Genomic DNA, 19,212 nt, shown 5'->3' with positions numbered 1-19,212 from the left:
ACAGATTGGCAAAATTGAGTCTGAAATAAATTGTTCACTCAATAACAAAGAGAGATGAAGTAATTCTGATCTTGGAGTTAATTGAGAACTAGCAAATTAACTGAATCAAGCGTTTTGGTATATGAATTTAGATTGAAGCTGTACAGTGTTTAAGTACACAGACAACAGATAGTAGCGATGAAGAATCGCACGGACAACACTCACTTGTAGGTGTTGACGACTGTTTGGGGTTGTATAGTCAAGTAATTAAGTGCATGTGGTGGATGCCTTGGCAGTCAGAGGCGATGAAAGACGTGATAGCCTGCGAAAAGCTCCGGGGAGGCGGCAAATATCCTTTGATCCGGAGATTTCTGAATGGGGGAACCCACCTACTTTAAGGTAGGTATTGCAACATGAATACATAGTGTTGCAAAGCGAACGAGGGGAAGTGAAACATCTCAGTACCCTTAGGAAAAGAAATCAATTGAGATTCCCTCAGTAGCGGCGAGCGAACGGGGATCAGCCCATTAAGTTATGTGTGTTTTAGTGGAACGCTCTGGGAAGTGCGAACGTAGAGGGTGATATTCCCGTACACGAAAGGGCACACATAATGATGACGAGTAGGGCGAGGCACGTGAAACCTTGTCTGAATATGGGGGGACCATCCTCCAAGGCTAAATACTCCTGACTGACCGATAGTGAACCAGTACCGTGAGGGAAAGGCGAAAAGAACCCCTGTGAGGGGAGTGAAATAGATCCTGAAACCGCATGCATACAAGCAGTGGGAGCCGACTTGTTCGGTGACTGCGTACCTTTTGTATAATGGGTCAGCGACTTATATTCAGTAGCGAGGTTAACCGTATAGGGGAGCCGTAGAGAAATCGAGTCTTAATAGGGCGTTTAGTTGCTGGGTATAGACCCGAAACCAGGCGATCTATCCATGAGCAGGTTGAAGGTTGGGTAACACTAACTGGAGGACCGAACCCACTGTCGTTGAAAAGCCAGGGGATGACTTGTGGATAGGGGTGAAAGGCTAATCAAGCCTGGTGATAGCTGGTTCTCCCCGAAAGCTATTTAGGTAGCGCCTCGGACGAATACCATAGGGGGTAGAGCACTGTTTCGGCTAGGGGGTCATCCCGACTTACCAAACCGATGCAAACTCCGAATACCTATGAGTACTATCCGGGAGACAGACTGCGGGTGCTAACGTCCGTAGTCAAGAGGAAAACAATCCAGACCGCCAGCTAAGGCCCCAAAATCATAGTTAAGTGGGAAACGATGTGGGAAGGCATAGACAGCTAGGAGGTTGGCTTAGAAGCAGCCACCCTTTAAAGAAAGCGTAATAGCTCACTAGTCGAGTCGGCCTGCGCGGAAGATGTAACGGGGCTAAAACTATGTGCCGAAGCTGCGGATTTGACATTAGTCAAGTGGTAGGGGAGCGTTCTGTAAGCCGATGAAGGTGTATTGAGAAGTATGCTGGAGGTATCAGAAGTGCGAATGCTGACGTGAGTAACGACAAAACGGGTGAAAAACCCGTTCGCCGAAAGACCAAGGGTTCCAGTCCAACGTTAATCGGGGCTGGGTGAGTCGACCCCTAAGGCGAGGCCGAAAGGCGTAGTCGATGGGAAATTGGTTAATATTCCAATACTTCTGTGTAATGCGATGAGAGGACGGAGAAGGTTAAGTCAGCCTGGCGTTGGTTGTCCAGGTGGAAGGATGTAGGTATGTATCTTAGGCAAATCCGGGGTACTCTATACTGAGATCCGATAGCAAGCTGTACTTGTACAGTGAAGTGGCTGATACCATGCTTCCAGGAAAAGTCTCTAAGCTTCAGTTACACAGGAATCGTACCCGAAACCGACACAGGTGGTCAGGTCGAGTAGACCAAGGCGCTTGAGAGAACTCTGCTGAAGGAACTAGGCAAAATGGTACCGTAACTTCGGGAGAAGGTACGCTGTTGTTGGTGATGGAACTTGCTTCCTGAGCTGATGACAGCCGCAGAAACCAGGCCGCTGCAACTGTTTATTAAAAACATAGCACTCTGCAAACACGAAAGTGGACGTATAGGGTGTGATGCCTGCCCGGTGCTGGAAGGTTAATTGATGGGGTTAGCGTAAGCGAAGCTCTTGATCGAAGCCCCAGTAAACGGCGGCCGTAACTATAACGGTCCTAAGGTAGCGAAATTCCTTGTCGGGTAAGTTCCGACCTGCACGAATGGCATAATGATGGCGGCGCTGTCTCCAGCAGAGGCTCAGTGAAATCGAAATCGCTGTGAAGATGCAGTGTACCCGCGGCTAGACGGAAAGACCCCGTGAACCTTTACTGCAGCTTGACACTGAACTTTGACCTTACTTGTGTAGGATAGGTGGGAGGCTTTGAAGTTGGAACGCTAGTTCCAATGGAGCCGTCCTTGAAATACCACCCTGGTAATGTTGAGGTTCTAACTCTGTCCCGTTATCCGGGACGAGGACCGTGTCTGGTGGGTAGTTTGACTGGGGCGGTCTCCTCCTAAAGAGTAACGGAGGAGTACGAAGGTGCGCTCAGCGTGGTCGGAAATCACGCGTAGAGTATAAAGGCAAAAGCGCGCTTAACTGCGAGACCCACAAGTCGAGCAGGTACGAAAGTAGGTCTTAGTGATCCGGTGGTTCTGTATGGAAGGGCCATCGCTCAACGGATAAAAGGTACTCTGGGGATAACAGGCTGATACCGCCCAAGAGTTCATATCGACGGCGGTGTTTGGCACCTCGATGTCGGCTCATCTCATCCTGGGGCTGAAGCAGGTCCCAAGGGTATGGCTGTTCGCCATTTAAAGAGGTACGCGAGCTGGGTTTAGAACGTCGTGAGACAGTTCGGTCCCTATCTACCGTGGGCGCTGGAAATTTGAGAGGATCTGCTCCTAGTACGAGAGGACCAGAGTGGACGAACCTCTGGTGTACCGGTTGTGACGCCAGTCGCATCGCCGGGTAGCTATGTTCGGAAGGGATAACCGCTGAAAGCATCTAAGCGGGAAGCCTACCTCAAGATAAGATTTCCCTAGGACTTTATGTCCTCTAAAGAGCCGTTCGAGACTAGGACGTTGATAGGTTGGATGTGGAAGCATAGCGATATGTGAAGCTGACCAATACTAATTGCTCGTGAGGCTTGACTATACAACACCCAAGCAGTTGTATATAAAGCATCAATCGATTCATTATCATACTAAGTAACTTGATTTAGTTATTCCACTAGTTAAAATGAACAAGTTCAGATTCAATCAGCCCATCTGTAAAGATTTGGAAAACGCATTGGCAGACAATAAGACCAAGGCAAGTATCCATAACAGTTGTGCTGGCGACCATAGCAAGAGTGAACCACCTGATCCCTTCCCGAACTCAGAAGTGAAACCTCTTAGCGCTGATGGTAGTGTGGGGTTACCCATGTGAGAGTAAGTCATCGCCAGCTCATTATTCAAACACCCCAATCTCAAAAGAGATTGGGGTGTTTTTTTATGTGCAGAAAATAAATAAGAGCTCACTTTAAAATTAAGAAAATCCTTCTAAAGGTATTATTTTAACTGTCTACGTGCATGTTTTAGAGCCGTGCGCAGGCCCTCTTCAAGAGTCGGGTGATAAAAAGGTTTTTCTAAAATGTCATTTAATGATAATTCTTCACTAATGATCCAGCTTAATAAAGGTAGATATGATTTTACATAATCCCTTATATTGCTAATTATTTTATGCAGCATAATAAAACCAATTAATTATAGACGGGTCTAAAATAAAAAAATGTTAGAGTCTATTGAAGTTTCACAATTTATCAATCAATCTCCTCAAAAAGTTTGGGAAGCTATAACATCTCCTGAACTTCTCCAGCAATGGTGGATTAAGGGGAATATTCAACCTAATATTGGCCATCAATTTACTCTAGATATGGGCAGTTTTGGTCAGCAGCTTTGTTTGGTTACATTAGTTGAGAAAGAACTTTTATTTGAGTATGTATTTGCTATTGGAGTACTTGATACCACCATTAGATGGCAATTAACCCCTCAAGAAAATGGTACACTTTTGCAGCTTAATCATTCGGGTTTTAATATGGATTCTTCAGTTGGGCAACAGGCTTTTATTGGGATGGGAAAAGGTTGGCCGCAAATCTTAAATCGAATTGAGTCTGTAATTTCTTATAATAAATAAGTAAGGGGAATGAGGATTTCTCTTTTCACCTTGCAGTGTTTAGATGATCTACTAGAGGTTTAATTAATTAGATTGGAGAAGGGTGAAAACATTAAAATCTATAAGAAGATTGAAAATTGATCTATCAAAAGAATATTATAAAACTATAAAAAATTAGAAAGTGGGAAAAAGATATGGAATATAAAGGAAGTTGTCACTGTGGACAGGTGAAGTTTGCTATAGAAGGTGAATTATCAGAAGCTTTATCTTGTAATTGTTCTATCTGCCAAAAGAAAGGATCTTTGCTTTGGTTCTTACCGAGCCAGCAAGTCAAGGTTACTTTAGAAAAACCTGATATTTTAGAGACTTATAATTTTAATAAACATGTGATTAACCATCACTTTTGTAAAAAATGTGGTATTCATCCCTATGCTCAAGGCGTAGATGCTGAAGGTAATTCTATTTTTGCTATTAATATTCGCTGTATAGATGGTATAGATTTAGAGAGTATAAAAATAAATTATTTTGATGGGCGGTCAGTTTAATAAATATAAGGATTTATTTAATGGCAACTAAAAAGCAATTAACTCCAAAGCAGATAGAAGCTTTCATGGAGTTATTAAAAGATAGATTTGAAGAGAATTCACACCGTCATAAAGAAATAAGTTGGAGTCATGTGCAAGCTAAACTCATTAAGCTTCCTGAAAAATTATGGTCATTGCAAGAAATGGAGAATACGGGAGGAGAGCCCGATGTAATTGTTTATGATCAAATCAAAGATGAATATTTGTTTGTGGATTGCTGCTCTGAGACTCCTACGGGGCGTCGAAGTCTCTGTTATGATCGCGAAGCTTTAGAATCTAGAAAAGATCATCCACCTAAAAATAATACGATAGATATAGCTAAAGAAATGGGAATCGAACTTTTGACCGAGGAACAGTACCATTTTTTACAACAAATTGAAGAATTTGATCTTAAAACATCAAGTTGGCTTGCAACTCCAGATGAAATTCGTCAATTGGGTGGAGCGCTTTTTGCAGACCGTCGCTATGGTCGTGTTTTTGTCTATCATAATGGAGCGCAATCGTATTATGCAGCTCGTGGATTTCGTGGTTGTTTGAGAGTATAGGTTTTGTACCCAATTTAAAATAATTCTGTTTGATGCTTTTTGCCAAAAAGTTGGAGCTTCTTGCAACTTTTGGTAGAGCGGAAACATGACAAGATATGCTCTGGAATTAAATAAAAACATCAGGATATCTCAAAAATGCAACTCAATCCGATTTACTATAATGAACAACACTTTGCTTTTGCTGATAATGTCCGTCGATTTGTACAAAAAGAAATGGCACCTTTCGTTAATGAGTGGGATGAGGCAGAGACATTTCCACGAGAACTTTATAAAAAAGCTGCTGAGATTGGGTTGTTGGGATTAGGTTTTTCGGAGGAATATGGTGGTATTCCAGATGCCGATCCATTTTATTCACTGCTTGCTGGTATAGAAATGGCTCGTGCCGGTTCAGGTGGGGTACATATCTCTCTTATGGTACATACGATTGGCGCACCACCTATTCAGCACTTTGGAAGTGAAGAATTAAAAGCTAGAGTTCTCCCAAGTATTATTTCGGGTGAAAAAATTTCTGCTTTAGCAATTACAGAACCAGGTGGTGGTTCAGATGTTGCTGCATTACAAACTAAAGCCGTTCGCGAAGGTAATTATTATATCGTTTCTGGTGAGAAGACATTTATCACGTCAGGTATTCGTGCAGATTACTATACGGTTGCGGTGCGTACCGATCCTACTAAAACTGGTGCTGAAGGCATTTCAATGTTGTTGATTGATGCACACAGCGAAGGTATTACTAAAACACCTTTAAAGAAAATGGGCTGGTGGGCATCGGATACTGCTCATTTACATTTTGACCAAGTACGAGTTCCTGCATCAAATCTTCTTGGTAAAGAAAATGTTGGTTTTAAAGTCATTATGAATAACTTTAATATGGAGCGGTTCTTCTTGGGAGTAGTCGCTTATGGATATGCGTTAGTCTGTTACGAAGAAGCGTTAGACTGGGCACAACAACGTAAAACTTTTGGTAAGCGATTAATAGATCATCAAGTGGTTCGTCATAAATTGGTAGATATGGCAACGCAATTAACCTCAACACGAGCACTACTTGAAGAAACTGCATGGAAAATGACTCAACCAAAATTACAGGGGCCTGAGCTAGTGGCGCAAATCTCAATGCTTAAAAATGTGGCTACTCGAACCATGCAGTTTTGTGCCGATGCAGCTGTTCAAATGCTGGGCGGTATGGGATTTATGCGCGGAACCAAATCTGAACGTATTTACCGTGAAGTGAAGGTCAATATGATTGGTGGTGGTGCTGAAGAAATTATGAAAGATTTGATTAGTAAACAGTTGGGTTATTAATTTAACAAAGGTGGTTGTTGGGCCACCTTTTTACTTCAGCGCCATTTCCCAAACCATTTCAGTTAATTCATCAATTTTGACTTTGCCTTCAGATTTATACCAAGTTACGGTCCAAGAAATCGCACCACCGACTAATCGTCGCCAAATAAAAGCATCATGCTTTATTTTGCCCTGAGTACGTAACTTTTCAATCACATCCAGCCAGATTTGCTCGTATTCATTGCGCATTTTCAAAAGATAATCTTGTTTTTCTTTTGAAAGAGCAAACCATTCGTATACCAAAACAGCCATTGCCGCACCGGTGTCGCCGGTAATTGAGATAAGTTCGGTTTTAATGAGAGCACGTAATTGTTGTTCTGGATGAGTAGATTGCTGCGCTGCATCTTTTAAACGAGCAAGATTGTAAATGATAGTTTGCTCCATCACGTTAGCGAGGATGTCATCTTTACTTTTGAAGTGATGGAATAAGCTTCCCGATTGAATTCCAATAAATTGAGCCAGTTCACGAACAGTGGTTTTGTCATAACCTTGTTTATGAAATAAGTATGCCGCGCCTTGTAGTAAACGGCCACGAGGACTGTCATCAAAACAAGAGATAGTTGGAATCTGTTCAATTGAAGTCGCAATCATACGAAAGCTAAATCCTTTATATAAAAATACTTAACGGAAAAAAATTGCCAAATTTCATTCTGTTTTCACTAGGTTGTTAAATTTGGCAGTTTTAGTCAATTTCACAATAACATTTTGCTCTTTACAAACCAAGCGCTTGCTTGGTAATGTTGAGTGTAATTTTTAAACAAAATAATGAGAAATAAAATGGCAAGTGATCAGCAGGATGATAAGCGTGTCGTAAAAATAGGTTGTGCCTCAGGTTTTTGGGGAGATACTAATACTGCTGCTTTCCAATTAGTACATTTAGCTGATATTAATTATTTGGTTTTTGATTATTTGTCAGAAATCACTATGTCGATTATGGCAAAAGCGAAGATGATGGAACCAAAGCATGGCTATGCTTTGGATTTTGTCAGTCGGGTGATGGCGCCTCTACTTAAAAAAATTGCAGAAAAAAAGATTAAGGTAATTAGTAATGCGGGTGGAGTTAATCCATTGGCTTGTCGGGATGCCTTGCAAAAGATAATTAAAGAATATGGTCTAGATCTGAAAGTTGCGGTGGTTTTAGGTGATGATCTTTTAGCGCAACATGAGCAACTCAAGCAGCAAAATATTCAAGAAATGTTTAGCGGGGAAGCTTTGCCAGAACAGGTGGCGAGTAGTAATGCTTATTTAGGAGCTGTCGCAATTCGTGACGCTTTAGACTTAGGTGCAGATATTGTGATTACGGGTCGAGTCGTAGATTCGGCAGTAGTGCTTGCCCCTTTACTTCATGAATATCAATGGTCTTTAGATGACTATGACAAATTGGCACAAGGTTCCTTGGCTGGGCATGTGATTGAATGTGGAGCTCAATGTACGGGTGGTAATTTTACTGATTGGCGCTTGGTTCAGGGTTTCGACAATATGGGCTTCCCCGTGGTTGAAGTGAGTGAAGATAGTTCATTCGTTGTGACCAAACCACAGGGAACAGGTGGTCTGGTTTCTACCGCCACGGTTGCTGAACAAATCGTTTATGAAATTGGTAATCCTCAAGCATATTTATTACCCGATGTGATTGCGGATTTTAGTCAGGTACATTTGGAGCAAGTCGGAAAACATCGAGTTCGTGTGACGGGTGCCAAAGGACAAGCACCGACAACTCAATATAAAGTTAGTGCGACTTATCCAGATGGCTATCGCGTTTTAGTCAGTTTTCTTATAGCAGGACGTGAGGCACCACAAAAAGCACAAGTGATTGCTGATGCGATTTTGACGAAATGCGAACGTGTTTTAGCAATGCGTTCGGTGCCGCCATTTAGTGAAAAGTCGGTTGAAATCTTAGGTCTCGAAAGTACCTATGGAGCACATGCCCAAACATTAAATAGTCGTGAAGTTGTGGTCAAAATCGCTGTAAAACACATGTTTAAAGAAGCATGTATGTTCTTTGCATCTGAAATTGCACAGGCTTCAACAGGCATGGCTCCAGCCCTAGCAGGAATTGTTGGAGGTCGACCAAAAGCATCGCCAGTCATTAAGTTATTTTCATTTTTAATTGATAAAGATCAGGTTAATGTCGAAATCGATTTTGAAGGGCGTCGCTATCCGGTTGAGATTCCTCGGAACACTTCTACAGAGCAATTTAATACTGTAGCAGCGGGTGAAAGTGCGGTTTATCAAGGGAATGAAATAGAGGTTCCTCTGATTGAAATTGCGCATGCCCGCAGTGGTGATAAAGGCAATCATAGCAATATTGGGGTTATTGCGCGTAAAGCAGAATATTTACCTTGGATTCGTGCAGCACTGACTGAACAGGCTATTGCAAGCTATATGCAACATGTTTTGGATGTTGAGAAAGGACGTGTAATTCGTTATGAGTTACCGGGTTTAAATGCACTGAATTTTATGTTGGAAAATGCTTTGGGCGGTGGTGGTGTTGCAAGTTTACGTATTGACCCACAAGGTAAAGCCTTTGCACAGCAACTATTGGATATGCCTGTCAAAGTTCCGGCACACTTTTTAGAAAAATAAAATGAATGGATGAAACAAAGATGAGTTATCAATCAATTTTTAGACCAGATGCTTTTGCTAATAAAGTCATTATTGTGACGGGTGGCGGCTCAGGAATTGGTCGTTGTACTGCACATGAGCTTGCTGCCCTTGGTGCTCAAGTCGTTATTACGGGACGCAAAATTGAAAAATTGGAAAAGGTGAGCCATGAAATTATAGAAGATGGTGGTTTGGTTCATTTCATTGTGTGTGATAACCGTGAAGAAGAACAAGTGAAAAATATGATTGCCGAAGTAATTGAAAAATTCGGCAGGCTAGATGGGCTGGTAAATAATGCGGGTGGCCAGTTCCCGTCAGCTTTAGAAAATATCTCCGCGAATGGTTTTGATGCGGTCGTACGTAATAACTTGCATGCAACTTTTTACTTGATGCGTGAAGCCTATAACCAATGGATGGCAAAACACGGCGGTAGTATTGTCAATATGACTGCCGATATATGGGGAGGCATGCCAGGAATGGGACATTCAGGGGCGGCACGTTCAGGGGTCGATAACTTAACTAAAACAGCATCGGTTGAATGGGGCAAATCTGGTGTTCGTGTAAATGCGGTAGCACCAGGATGGATTGTGTCATCTGGTATGGATAATTATAGCGGTGATTTTGCTAAAGTGATTATTCCAAGTCTTGCTGGCAATGTACCTTTAAAACGTATGGGAACTGAGTCAGAAGTTTCATCGGCAATTTGTTATTTACTGTCCGATGCAGCGGCTTTTGTGTCAGGTGTGACGTTACGTATTGATGGCGCTGCATCACAAGGCACGCGTATGTATCCTTTAAGTGAGGCGACAAATAGTCAATCTTATAATGGTTTCCATCGTGCTTTTATCCCTGAAATTTTTAAAAAAGATGAAGCTGGAAAAGCAGAGCAATGCTCTGCCCAGCTGCAAGACGACAAGCTAGGCTTGGAGTGAGGAATAACGATGACAATTCTTCCATCAGAGATTGCAGTAGGCAGTGAGCAGTATCAAAAAAATAAAGAGGCACTCCTTACTCAGCTAAAAGAGGTTCGTGCCATACAACAAAAAAGCATTGATAAATCGTATGCTGCTAAACCAAAATTCGATAAAAAAGGCAAAATCTTGCCGCATGAGCGGGTGCGGTTGTTACTTGATGCTGATTCTCCTTTTGTTGAGCTATGTGGCTTGGTTGGCTACAACATGCATGATGATAAAGATGGCTCGGAAGCGGGTGGCGGCGTGATTGCTGGCATTGGTTTTGTCAGTGGTGTGCGTTGTCTAGTCTCTGCAAGCAATAGCGCAATTAAAGGTGGAACCATGTCACCAATGGGAGTACAAAAAACCTTACGCCTACAAAAAATTGCATTGGAACAAAAGCTTCCGCTGATTACGCTGACCGAAAGTGGCGGAGCCAACTTAAATTATGCTGCTGAAGTATTTACTTATGGCGGCATGACCTTTGCCAATCAGGCTCGTCTATCTGCAGCAGGTATTCCGCAGCTTGCAGTGGTACATGGTAATGCAACGGCGGGTGGTGCTTATCAACCTGGTCTTTCTGATTATGTCATTGCTGTGCGTAAGCAAACCGAGATGTTGCTTGCAGGCCCACCTTTACTTTTGGCAGCTACTGGCGAAGTAGCAACAGCTGAAGAATTAGGCGGAGCAGAGATGCATACGCAAATTGCAGGAACCGCAGAGTATTTAGCCGAAAATGATGCTGATGGTATTCGAATTGCACGTGAAATTTTTGAACACCTGAACTGGAAAGAGCAAGTCAAATCAGTTGATATCGCCTATAAAGAACCTCGTTATGATACTGAGGAATTGTTAGGTGTCATTCCAAGTGATCCTAAACAGCCATTCAATATGAAAGAGGTGGTTGCTCGTATTATTGATGATTCAGATTTTCTAGAATTTAAACAGGAATATGATGATTTAACAGTATGTGGCTGGGCAAAAATTGGTGGTTTGCATATTGGCATTATTACCAATAATGGTCCGATTACGCCTCAAGGGGCAGCGAAAGCAGCTCAGTTTATACATCTGTGTGAGCAGACCAAACGTCCATTATTGTTCTTGCATAACACCACAGGTTTTATGGTGGGAACCGATGCCGAGCAAAATGGCATTATTAAGCATGGCTCAAAACTGATTCAAGCGGTTGCCAATTGTTCTGTACCTAAAATTTCAATCGTTGTGGCAGGGTCGTATGGCGCTGGCAACTACGCTATGTGTGGTCGAAGTCTATCACCAGACTTTATTTTTGCTTGGCCAAATTCACACGTTGCTGTAATGGGAGCCGCGCAAGCTGGAAAGGTACTACGCATTGTGGCTGAAGGAAAGCAAAAAGCTTCAGGTCAGGAGCCCAATCCGCAAATGCTCGATTTTCTTGAGCAAAGTACGGCTATGAAATTGGAGCAGCAGTCTACCGCGCTTTTTAATACGGCCATGTTACATGACGACGGTATTATTGACCCGAGAGATACCCGAAAATTATTAATTTTCCTTTTACAAACCATTTATGAAGCTCAGCAAAGAGAGTTGAATTCGACCCGTTTTGGTGTATCTCGTTTTTAATCAACATTCACCGCAATTAAAAAAATTAATAGGAATAACACAATGAAATTTACTGCCGAACATGAAGCACTGCGCCGTACAGCTCGTCAATTTGTTGAAAATGAGCTGAATCCACATATTCCAGAATGGGAAGCTGCGGGACGTTTTCCAATCCACGATGTATTTAAAAAAATGGGAGATCTTGGTTTATTGGGAATTTGTAAGCCAGAAGAAAATGGCGGTTTAGCGTTAGATTATTCTTATAACCTTGTGGTTGCAGAAGAAATTGGATATGCGGCTTGTGGTGGGGTGCCTTTGGCGATTGGTGTGCAAACCGATATGGCTACACCCGCTTTGGCACGTTTTGGTCGTAAAGAGTTACGTGATGAGTTTTTAACACCCGCGATTGCTGGTGAATATGTAGCATCAATTGCGGTATCTGAAGTACATGCTGGCTCAGACGTGGCAGCCATTAAAACGACTGCTAAAAAAGATGGTGATGACTACGTTATTAATGGCAGCAAAATGTGGATTACTAACTCATTGCAGGCCGACTTCTTTTGTCTTTTAGCCAATACGTCTGATGATAAACCACACGTTAATAAGTCGATGATTATTGTGCCCGCAAAAACTAAAGGGATTAGTTTTTCAGAGCCACTTAATAAATTAGGGATGCGTTCAACCACTACTGCACAAGTTTATTTCGATGATGTACGTGTACCGCAGCGTAACTTGGTGGGTGTTGAAGGCATGGGCTTTATGATGCAGATGATGCAATTTCAGGAAGAACGCCTATGGGCTTGTGCTAATGCAATTGGTGGGTTAGAAAATTTAATCCAGAAGACGATTGCCTATACCAAAGAACGAACCACTTTTGGTCAGCCGCTCATCAATAATCAGTATATTCATTTCCGTTTTGCTGAACTCATGACCGAAGTGGAAGCACTTAAAGCGCTGACTTATCAAGCGTGTGAACAGCATATTGCTGGTGAAGATGTGACCAAGCTGGCATCTATGGCAAAACTTAAAGCTGGACGCTTAACTCGTGAAGTTGCCGATAGTTGTCTGCAATACTGGGGTGGTAACGGCTTTATGTGGGATAACCCTGCATCACAGTTATATCGTGATGGTCGTTTAGGTTCTATTGGCGGAGGAGCAGATGAGATTATGTTGGGGATTATATGTAAGTTGATGGATATCTTGCCAAAAAAGCAAAAATAAGGAATACGCCATGACACTTTTAGCATCTCTACAAGCTTTAGATCTTGATGACAGCATTCAATTAGAACAAGACGGCTATATTTTATACCTTTGGTTAAATCGGCCAGAGAGCCGTAATGCCATGAACTTGAATATGGTTAAGGCGATTCAACAAGTCTTTACCGCCATTCGAGATGATCTTTCAATTCGTGCAGTCATTATCCGTGGTGAAGGCGGGACTTTTTGTGCAGGTGGTGACATTAAAGATATGGCTGCTTTACGTGTTGAAGCAACTCATGTCGGTAGTCTACAACCTTATGCTGATTTTAATCGTCGTTTTGGTGCCATGCTTGAGCAAGTTGAAATTGCCCCACAGACAGTTGTGGTGATTTTGGAAGGTGCGGTGTTAGGTGGAGGTTTTGGTCTAGCATGTGTTTCCGATGTTGCCATCAGCCGTGACAATACTCAGTTTGGTTTACCTGAAACTGGACTTGGTGTGATTCCTGCGCAAATTGCTCCTTTTGTGGTGAAACGTATTGGTCTGACTCAGGCACGTCGACTTGCTTTACTCGGCATGCGTTTTGATGGACAGATGGCGCTTAGCCTCGGTGTTGTACATCAGATTGCATATAATGAAATGGAACTTGAGCAAGCTTTACAAGAAACCATTCAACACATTAAACGTGCTGCGCCCGAAGCTTCACGTGTGACTAAAGCACTACTACATCGAACATTCAATGAGCCTTTGAGTGGTTTACTAGATGATGCTGCACAGCAGTTTGCTCAAGCAGTGGGCGGCGCCGAAGGACAAGAAGGAACGATAGCTTTTATCCAAAAACGTTTGCCGAATTGGGCTATTGATTAATAAAAATAAGGATAAAAAACAATGAAATTTTCAAAAGTATTGATTGCCAATCGTGGTGAAATTGCAGTTCGAGTCATACAAACAGCTAAAGCAATGGGTTATCAAACTGTCGCAGTTTATTCCGATGCTGACCGTAATGCAGGCCATGTGCAAGAGGCAGATGAAGCTGTTTATATTGGAGCATCTAAGGTATCTGAGTCTTATCTTTCTATTACTAAAATAATAGAGGCCTGTAAAAAAACAGGTGCAGATGCCATTCATCCTGGTTATGGTTTTTTATCCGAAAATACCGATTTTGCTCAGGCCTGTATCGACAACCAGATTACATTTATTGGTCCCACAGCCTCAGCAATTGAACTTATGGGAAGTAAACGGCTTTCAAAAATTGCCATGATTGAAGCAGATGTGCCTTGTGTGCCAGGCTATGAAGGTGATCGTCAAGACCTTGAATATTTAGCAACACAAGCCGAGCAAATTGGTTTGCCCATTATGGTAAAAGCTTCTGCGGGTGGTGGTGGCCGTGGCATGCGTTTAGTGGAGCACTCCCCTGAGTTAATTGAAGCTTTACAAACTGCACGTTCGGAAGCTGAAAATGCTTTTGGTTCTGGCGAGCTCATTTTAGAAAAAGCAGTTATCGCTCCGCGTCATGTCGAAATTCAGATTTTTGGTGATACTCATGGCAATTATGTCTATTTATTTGAGCGTGATTGTTCGATCCAGCGCCGTCACCAAAAGGTTGTTGAAGAGGCACCGTGTCCAGTTATGACGCCTGAATTGCGTCAGCAAATGGGAGAGGCGGCTGTAGCTGCAGCGAAAGCATGTGCTTATGTGGGGGCAGGTACGGTTGAGTTTTTACTTGATGCATCGGGTGCATTTTATTTTTTAGAAATGAATACCCGTTTGCAGGTTGAGCATCCTGTCACTGAGTTAATTACAGGGTTAGATTTGGTTGAATGGCAGTTACGTGTGGCTAATGGTGAGCAATTGCCTTTGCTGCAACATGAGTTGAGCTTAAGTGGGCATGCAATTGAAGTGCGTTTGTATGCAGAAGATCCACGTCAGAATTTCTTACCACAAACAGGTCAAGTTCTTTGTTGGCAGCCTTCAACTTTACCAAATGTGCGTATAGACCACGGTATGTTAGCAACTGATCAAGTTAGCCCTTTTTATGATCCCATGGTTGCGAAAGTTATTGCGTACGGTAAAACCCGTGAAGATGCGATTCGCTTACTTGCTCGTGCAGTGGATGATTGTGTTCTACTAGGTGTAAACAGCAATAAACAGTTTTTAGTGAATTTACTGCGTCATCCCATTGTTGTAGCAGGAGATACCAATACAGCATTTATTCAGCAGCATTTCCAAAACGATAGCAGTCTGCATAAGCAAGCTCTATCTTTAGAAACCTTAGCGATTGCTGCGGCATTATTTAGTCAAACTCATGCTGCTGTGCCATGGCAAACAGGGCTTGGTGTACCTTTACCATTAAAGCTTAAATATGATGATCAATACATCCAAGTACAGCTTTCATCTGTAAATAACAAGTATACGGTGCAACTCTGCGATCAAACTATTTGTATTAAAGTTCTTGATAAAACAGCAGAGCAATTGATTTATTTAGTTGATGGTGTGCGGCGCCGTGTTCAATATGTATTAAATGGTGATCAGCTTTATTTAGACCGAGATAATGGCAATGTTGCAATTCGCAACGTAACTTATGCTGCCCCAGAAATAGCTGATGTGGCGGGTGATGGCAAAATTCGTGCTCCGATGGATGGCGCTGTAGTGAATATCTTGGTTAATAAAGGTGATCAGGTGGTCAAGGGGCAAACCTTATTAGTACTGGAGGCCATGAAAATTCAGCAACAGATTAAATCTGATGTCGATGGGGTGGTCGATGATGTTTTAGGACAGCAAGGCCAACAGGTAAAAAAGCGACAAATGTTATTTACCATCCAGATTTAATAAAAAATACCGCGATAGATCGCGGTATTTTTTGGCTAGAAGAGATGGGTTATTCTCCATCTGCTTCAGCAATGACCTGACTTGCTTTTTTCAAGCTATAAAGTAGTTGCCCTAAAAGCACCTCTTTATTACTTAATGTGACCATCACCATGGGATGATGCATAGCCGGAATAGCCGTCAAAATGGCTTTACCATTATCTGCATCTAATGTGATGTTATTACAGCCAGTGAGTTGAATCTCTTTTAAAAATGCAGTCACCATGGCCAAAATTGAACTACTCACGGCCGCTAACTTTGTCGTGTTGTGGTAGTTCTTATGACTTACAGTTGCCAATTCGAAACCGTCTGAAGAACAGATCATCACAAAATCTACACCACGTGTATTCATTAGAATATTATGAGCTTCACTTTTTGCCAGTTGTAGGAGTTGTGTTGGTGCGGTTCGTTTTTGAACTGGAATACTAAGCATGATCATTCCCCTGCGATGCTACGCCTATCTTGACTTCAAGTGATGCAATTAATGATTCAACCATCATTAAAACTTGTTCTTGTTCTCTTGCATCAATAAAAAACAGCGGATGTTGAAGTTCATTGACTGTTAACCAATTACGATATTGGTGAAGGGAAGATTCTTTATTTTCATCTACATGCGTAATACCAATTGCAATATTATCATTATAGTTTTTAAAGGTGTCCAGATAGCGTTCTAACTCGGCAACTGGATTGGAACTGTTGTGGTCTAAGAGTAGGATAATACCGATCGCACCCTCACAAATAACCGACCAGATAAAATCAAAACGACTTTGTCCGGGCGTTCCGTATAGTCCAATTTTAATACCGTCATCTAGCGTGATTTCACCGTAATCAATCCCAACAGTAGTTTGCGATTTTTGGTGGCTTTGTACATCTGTGTTAAATGCTTCTGTTGCCAAAATTGGGATTTCAGAAAGCGATTTAATTGCTTCTGTTTTTCCAGCCCCCATACTGCCTGCAAAGACAATTTTATATTGCTGTATAATCATAACGTTCCTTAAAGACCAAAACGGCGTCTAATCTTCCCTATAAAATTTTTAAAAAAATGATTTTCTGTATTTGAGCTTTCTGAATGAAGCTTGGGTGAGTAAGAACATTTATTTGCAGTAACGTATTGACCGTTATTAGCTATTAAACAGGCCGTAATAAAGCGTAAAACAACGTCAATAGGTTGGTTGAGCTGTTTAGCAACGTCAGTAACTTTTGCTCCTTGTATAAAACAGGCTGCGAGCTGAAGGCTAACTTTTCTAGACTCTTGTTGATAGGGCTGTGGCCAATGATCAATTTTGAAATATCCATCAACTGAAGCTAAATTTTCAAAATCTTTTGAAGCCCAGATGAGATTCCATAACCAGTCTTGTAAGTAATAATCTTTTTTTCGAGAAACTTTAATAAAATCTGAAGTTTTAGCAAAAGCAAAATTAAAACTCATATTGGTCTGTGGTTTTTGACGAGAAGGTTCTAACCAGGCAACTTGAGTTCTGTTATCAATAATAGCGAGAGTACCTTTATCATCAAATAGATGTAATTTGGTATGTTCTGGGCTATGCAAATTTCTTATAAATTGTTCATCTATGAGTGCTCTTTCATTGAGCAAAGCTGGAGATGTACTAAGACCAGCAGATTTTAAAGAAGATAATAAGTTCGTTTGTAGCCAAGCAAGTAAAAGTTCAGATTTTTCTAAAGGAAAGTGTAAAGTATGTTCATGAATGGCATTTCCATTATTTGAAGGTGTTTTCGTAATTTTTAAATAAGGAATTTTTTTCTTCTGAAGAATATTTTGAATATTATCTGCATCAAAAAAGTTTTCATTAATGAGTAATAAATCAATTTGATCGCTAGAAATATTAACCCAGTTAATACCATACTGATTAGGTGTTAAATTTCGAATTACAATTTTTAATTCATCTGAAGTTTTTAAGCTTAAACCAGAAACTGCAATATTTATACAATGCCTATCCATAGTATCATTTTAAATTTTTATTAAATAATAATAATGATTTTTTATATGCTCTTTATAATATATATAAAGAGCATAAAATATACCAATTAACTAAAATCGAGTTCTTTTTCAAATGACTTTAACTCATGACGAGCCATAGCCAGATTTGATTTAGTGCGATCAAGAACCAAGTAAAGGAATAAATTATTATTACTTTCTAAAGGGCGAATTAGGTGATAAGCCTTACCTAAGGTAATTAAAATATCTTCAATATTATCATTTAATTTCAAAGCATTAGCGATATTTCGCTTTGCTCGAACAACCTCTGTATTTCCAGCTGCTGCTAATTCTAAATCAATTTCCCCACCACCTTGTGTTGCAAGTGATAATCCACTTTCTGAGTCAACAAGTGCAGATGCAATAAAACCATCAATTTCAGTTAAGCTATCTAAAGAAAGTTTAGCCATTTTTTTATCTCTCATGATTATAAAATTATAGTTACTACTTTTTCCTTAAAAGTAGTTAAAAATCATTATATTTCTGCTTAAGTTGAAGTCAATAAATCGAGTGAAGATTAAAATTGTTGTTTAGGTAAATAACTGACCAAAAATGTCAGTCTATAAAAAATATTATAAGAGTATTTTTGCATTATACTTTTAATAATGTGCTCAGGTTTACATAATATAATTTTTATCTTAAATAAAATAATTGTAATAGAATGTTAAAATAATATTGAATAATAAATTATACTTATTTAAATAAAAAAAAGAGGAACAAGTGTTTCCTCTTTTTAATATGCATTATAAAATTAAACTAAATGTGTATAAAAACAATAGAGATAACCTAAAATTGCTAAAGCGACTAATGGAGCAATAACTTTTGACCATGTAGGAATAAAAGTCTCGATCGGTTGTTCTTCAACATGTAAATCATCATGATGTGGTTGGGCTTGGTGAACCATTTGATTGAACTCCTTCATTGTTGCGTCCAATGATAGCTCTTCTTGCTCAACAGGTTTAGAACCAATTAATTCTGTTAGATGGTTTGTTGACCAAACCCAATCATCAGCTTGTCCTGATAAATGTTCCACTTGTCCCAAAATTAATTCTTTTAAGCCGTTTTGGCCAAAACCACCAGTTTCATCAAGTTGATTAAGCTCTGTTAACTGTAATGTTAGGATTTCAGAGATACTTTGTTCAAGCTCAGCATTTTTTAACACTGACTGATTGTGCTTAGACGTAGTCAGATGGCGAGCAACTTCTTGAATGTATAATGGATCAGCAGTCTTGATCTCATGATAAATTTTATTGTCATTTTGGCGCCATAAACTAATGAGCTTGCCAAGGGTGAGCACATTTACTTCATCAATCAGCTTATTTTTTTCATTGGCTGGATATTGATTTAAAAGCTGAGGCTTTTGAATTTTTATTTGCTCAGCAAAGTATTGGACTAAATCAAATGCCATACTTTATTCCTCTAAA

Annotated in this window: 16 protein-coding genes and 2 rRNA genes; 12 read left to right on the top strand and 6 right to left on the bottom strand. The window is 40.7% G+C overall.

Annotation, left to right across the window (positions count from 1 at the left end; all coding sequences use genetic code 11):
* Nucleotides 1-236 precede the first annotated feature (236 nt).
* The 6 genes from ABLB96_RS00180 to ABLB96_RS00155 all read left to right on the top strand — a co-directional run bounded on the left by ABLB96_RS00180 (nucleotide 237) and on the right by ABLB96_RS00155 (nucleotide 6,555).
* A 23S ribosomal RNA gene (locus ABLB96_RS00180) occupies nucleotides 237-3,128 on the top strand.
* 177 nt (nucleotides 3,129-3,305) lie between these two features.
* Nucleotides 3,306-3,420, top strand: a 5S ribosomal RNA gene (gene rrf / locus ABLB96_RS00175).
* Between the two features lie 323 nt (nucleotides 3,421-3,743).
* Complete coding sequence (locus ABLB96_RS00170) at nucleotides 3,744-4,148, top strand: SRPBCC domain-containing protein (RefSeq protein ID WP_348898459.1); 405 nt, start codon at nucleotides 3,744-3,746, stop codon at nucleotides 4,146-4,148.
* Nucleotides 4,149-4,321: 173 nt separating this feature from the next.
* Entirely contained in the window at nucleotides 4,322-4,672 is a 351-nt protein-coding gene (locus ABLB96_RS00165; protein ID WP_348898460.1) for a GFA family protein, read from the top strand.
* A gap of 20 nt (nucleotides 4,673-4,692) precedes the next feature.
* Nucleotides 4,693-5,256 carry a DUF4256 domain-containing protein gene (locus tag ABLB96_RS00160; RefSeq protein ID WP_348898461.1) on the top strand — a complete coding sequence of 188 codons (564 nt, stop codon included), beginning with the start codon at nucleotides 4,693-4,695 and terminating at the stop codon, nucleotides 5,254-5,256.
* 135 nt (nucleotides 5,257-5,391) lie between these two features.
* Nucleotides 5,392-6,555: an acyl-CoA dehydrogenase family protein gene (locus ABLB96_RS00155; protein WP_348898462.1), complete on the top strand. Its 1,164-nt coding sequence runs from the start codon at nucleotides 5,392-5,394 to the stop codon at nucleotides 6,553-6,555.
* A 30-nt stretch (nucleotides 6,556-6,585) separates the two neighbouring features.
* On the opposite strand, the gene ABLB96_RS00150 is transcribed toward ABLB96_RS00155, so the two are convergent.
* Complete coding sequence (locus tag ABLB96_RS00150; RefSeq protein ID WP_348898463.1) at nucleotides 6,586-7,185, bottom strand: TetR/AcrR family transcriptional regulator; 600 nt, start codon at nucleotides 7,183-7,185, stop codon at nucleotides 6,586-6,588.
* Nucleotides 7,186-7,371: 186 nt separating this feature from the next.
* Here ABLB96_RS00150 and ABLB96_RS00145 point away from each other — a divergent pair, with 186 nt between their 5' ends.
* Genes ABLB96_RS00145 through ABLB96_RS00120 form a run of 6 tightly spaced genes read left to right on the top strand, consistent with a single transcriptional unit; the run spans nucleotide 7,372 to nucleotide 15,756 of the window.
* The gene (locus tag ABLB96_RS00145; protein ID WP_348898464.1) at nucleotides 7,372-9,177 is read left to right on the top strand and encodes an acyclic terpene utilization AtuA family protein; all 1,806 of its coding nucleotides are present in this window, start codon (nucleotides 7,372-7,374) and stop codon (nucleotides 9,175-9,177) included.
* A gap of 20 nt (nucleotides 9,178-9,197) precedes the next feature.
* Nucleotides 9,198-10,127, top strand: a complete 930-nt coding sequence (locus ABLB96_RS00140) for an SDR family oxidoreductase (RefSeq protein WP_348898465.1) — start codon at nucleotides 9,198-9,200, stop codon at nucleotides 10,125-10,127.
* A gap of 9 nt (nucleotides 10,128-10,136) precedes the next feature.
* The gene (locus ABLB96_RS00135; protein ID WP_348898466.1) at nucleotides 10,137-11,750 is read left to right on the top strand and encodes a carboxyl transferase domain-containing protein; all 1,614 of its coding nucleotides are present in this window, start codon (nucleotides 10,137-10,139) and stop codon (nucleotides 11,748-11,750) included.
* Between the two features lie 42 nt (nucleotides 11,751-11,792).
* Complete coding sequence (locus ABLB96_RS00130) at nucleotides 11,793-12,950, top strand: acyl-CoA dehydrogenase family protein (RefSeq protein WP_348898467.1); 1,158 nt, start codon at nucleotides 11,793-11,795, stop codon at nucleotides 12,948-12,950.
* Between the two features lie 10 nt (nucleotides 12,951-12,960).
* A complete protein-coding gene (locus ABLB96_RS00125) occupies nucleotides 12,961-13,794 on the top strand; it encodes an enoyl-CoA hydratase-related protein (RefSeq protein WP_348898468.1) in 834 nt (277 codons plus the stop codon).
* A gap of 21 nt (nucleotides 13,795-13,815) precedes the next feature.
* Nucleotides 13,816-15,756: an acetyl/propionyl/methylcrotonyl-CoA carboxylase subunit alpha gene (locus ABLB96_RS00120; protein ID WP_348898469.1), complete on the top strand. Its 1,941-nt coding sequence runs from the start codon at nucleotides 13,816-13,818 to the stop codon at nucleotides 15,754-15,756.
* A 49-nt stretch (nucleotides 15,757-15,805) separates the two neighbouring features.
* Here ABLB96_RS00120 and ABLB96_RS00115 read toward each other — a convergent pair whose 3' ends face one another.
* The 5 genes from ABLB96_RS00115 to ABLB96_RS00095 all read right to left on the bottom strand — a co-directional run bounded on the left by ABLB96_RS00115 (nucleotide 15,806) and on the right by ABLB96_RS00095 (nucleotide 19,196).
* Entirely contained in the window at nucleotides 15,806-16,225 is a 420-nt protein-coding gene (locus ABLB96_RS00115) for a roadblock/LC7 domain-containing protein (protein WP_348898470.1), read from the bottom strand.
* A complete protein-coding gene (locus ABLB96_RS00110) occupies nucleotides 16,218-16,778 on the bottom strand; it encodes an ATP/GTP-binding protein (RefSeq protein ID WP_348898471.1) in 561 nt (186 codons plus the stop codon). The genes ABLB96_RS00115 and ABLB96_RS00110 overlap by 8 nt, the downstream gene beginning before the upstream one ends.
* A gap of 8 nt (nucleotides 16,779-16,786) precedes the next feature.
* Nucleotides 16,787-17,752: a hypothetical protein gene (locus ABLB96_RS00105; RefSeq protein WP_348898472.1), complete on the bottom strand. Its 966-nt coding sequence runs from the start codon at nucleotides 17,750-17,752 to the stop codon at nucleotides 16,787-16,789.
* 86 nt (nucleotides 17,753-17,838) lie between these two features.
* Nucleotides 17,839-18,198, bottom strand: a complete 360-nt coding sequence (locus ABLB96_RS00100; protein ID WP_017387724.1) for a hypothetical protein — start codon at nucleotides 18,196-18,198, stop codon at nucleotides 17,839-17,841.
* Nucleotides 18,199-18,539: 341 nt separating this feature from the next.
* A complete protein-coding gene (locus ABLB96_RS00095; protein ID WP_348898484.1) occupies nucleotides 18,540-19,196 on the bottom strand; it encodes a hypothetical protein in 657 nt (218 codons plus the stop codon).
* Between the last annotated feature and the right edge of the window lie 16 nt (nucleotides 19,197-19,212).

Origin of the sequence: Acinetobacter sp. XH1741, from assembly GCF_041021895.1 — a bacterium.
In the GTDB taxonomy this organism is placed as follows: domain Bacteria; phylum Pseudomonadota; class Gammaproteobacteria; order Pseudomonadales; family Moraxellaceae; genus Acinetobacter.
This window is presented reverse-complemented; position numbering and strand designations above follow the sequence as displayed.

Coding starts and splice junctions, on each gene's coding strand:
- ABLB96_RS00170 (WP_348898459.1), top strand. CDS start 3,744: ATGTTAGAGTCTATTGAAGTTTCACAATTTATCAATCAATCTCCTCAA.
- ABLB96_RS00165 (WP_348898460.1), top strand. CDS start 4,322: ATGGAATATAAAGGAAGTTGTCACTGTGGACAGGTGAAGTTTGCTATA.
- ABLB96_RS00160 (WP_348898461.1), top strand. CDS start 4,693: ATGGCAACTAAAAAGCAATTAACTCCAAAGCAGATAGAAGCTTTCATG.
- ABLB96_RS00155 (WP_348898462.1), top strand. CDS start 5,392: ATGCAACTCAATCCGATTTACTATAATGAACAACACTTTGCTTTTGCT.
- ABLB96_RS00150 (WP_348898463.1), bottom strand. CDS start 7,185: ATGATTGCGACTTCAATTGAACAGATTCCAACTATCTCTTGTTTTGAT.
- ABLB96_RS00145 (WP_348898464.1), top strand. CDS start 7,372: ATGGCAAGTGATCAGCAGGATGATAAGCGTGTCGTAAAAATAGGTTGT.
- ABLB96_RS00140 (WP_348898465.1), top strand. CDS start 9,198: ATGAGTTATCAATCAATTTTTAGACCAGATGCTTTTGCTAATAAAGTC.
- ABLB96_RS00135 (WP_348898466.1), top strand. CDS start 10,137: ATGACAATTCTTCCATCAGAGATTGCAGTAGGCAGTGAGCAGTATCAA.
- ABLB96_RS00130 (WP_348898467.1), top strand. CDS start 11,793: ATGAAATTTACTGCCGAACATGAAGCACTGCGCCGTACAGCTCGTCAA.
- ABLB96_RS00125 (WP_348898468.1), top strand. CDS start 12,961: ATGACACTTTTAGCATCTCTACAAGCTTTAGATCTTGATGACAGCATT.
- ABLB96_RS00120 (WP_348898469.1), top strand. CDS start 13,816: ATGAAATTTTCAAAAGTATTGATTGCCAATCGTGGTGAAATTGCAGTT.
- ABLB96_RS00115 (WP_348898470.1), bottom strand. CDS start 16,225: ATGCTTAGTATTCCAGTTCAAAAACGAACCGCACCAACACAACTCCTA.
- ABLB96_RS00110 (WP_348898471.1), bottom strand. CDS start 16,778: ATGATTATACAGCAATATAAAATTGTCTTTGCAGGCAGTATGGGGGCT.
- ABLB96_RS00105 (WP_348898472.1), bottom strand. CDS start 17,752: ATGGATAGGCATTGTATAAATATTGCAGTTTCTGGTTTAAGCTTAAAA.
- ABLB96_RS00100 (WP_017387724.1), bottom strand. CDS start 18,198: ATGGCTAAACTTTCTTTAGATAGCTTAACTGAAATTGATGGTTTTATT.
- ABLB96_RS00095 (WP_348898484.1), bottom strand. CDS start 19,196: ATGGCATTTGATTTAGTCCAATACTTTGCTGAGCAAATAAAAATTCAA.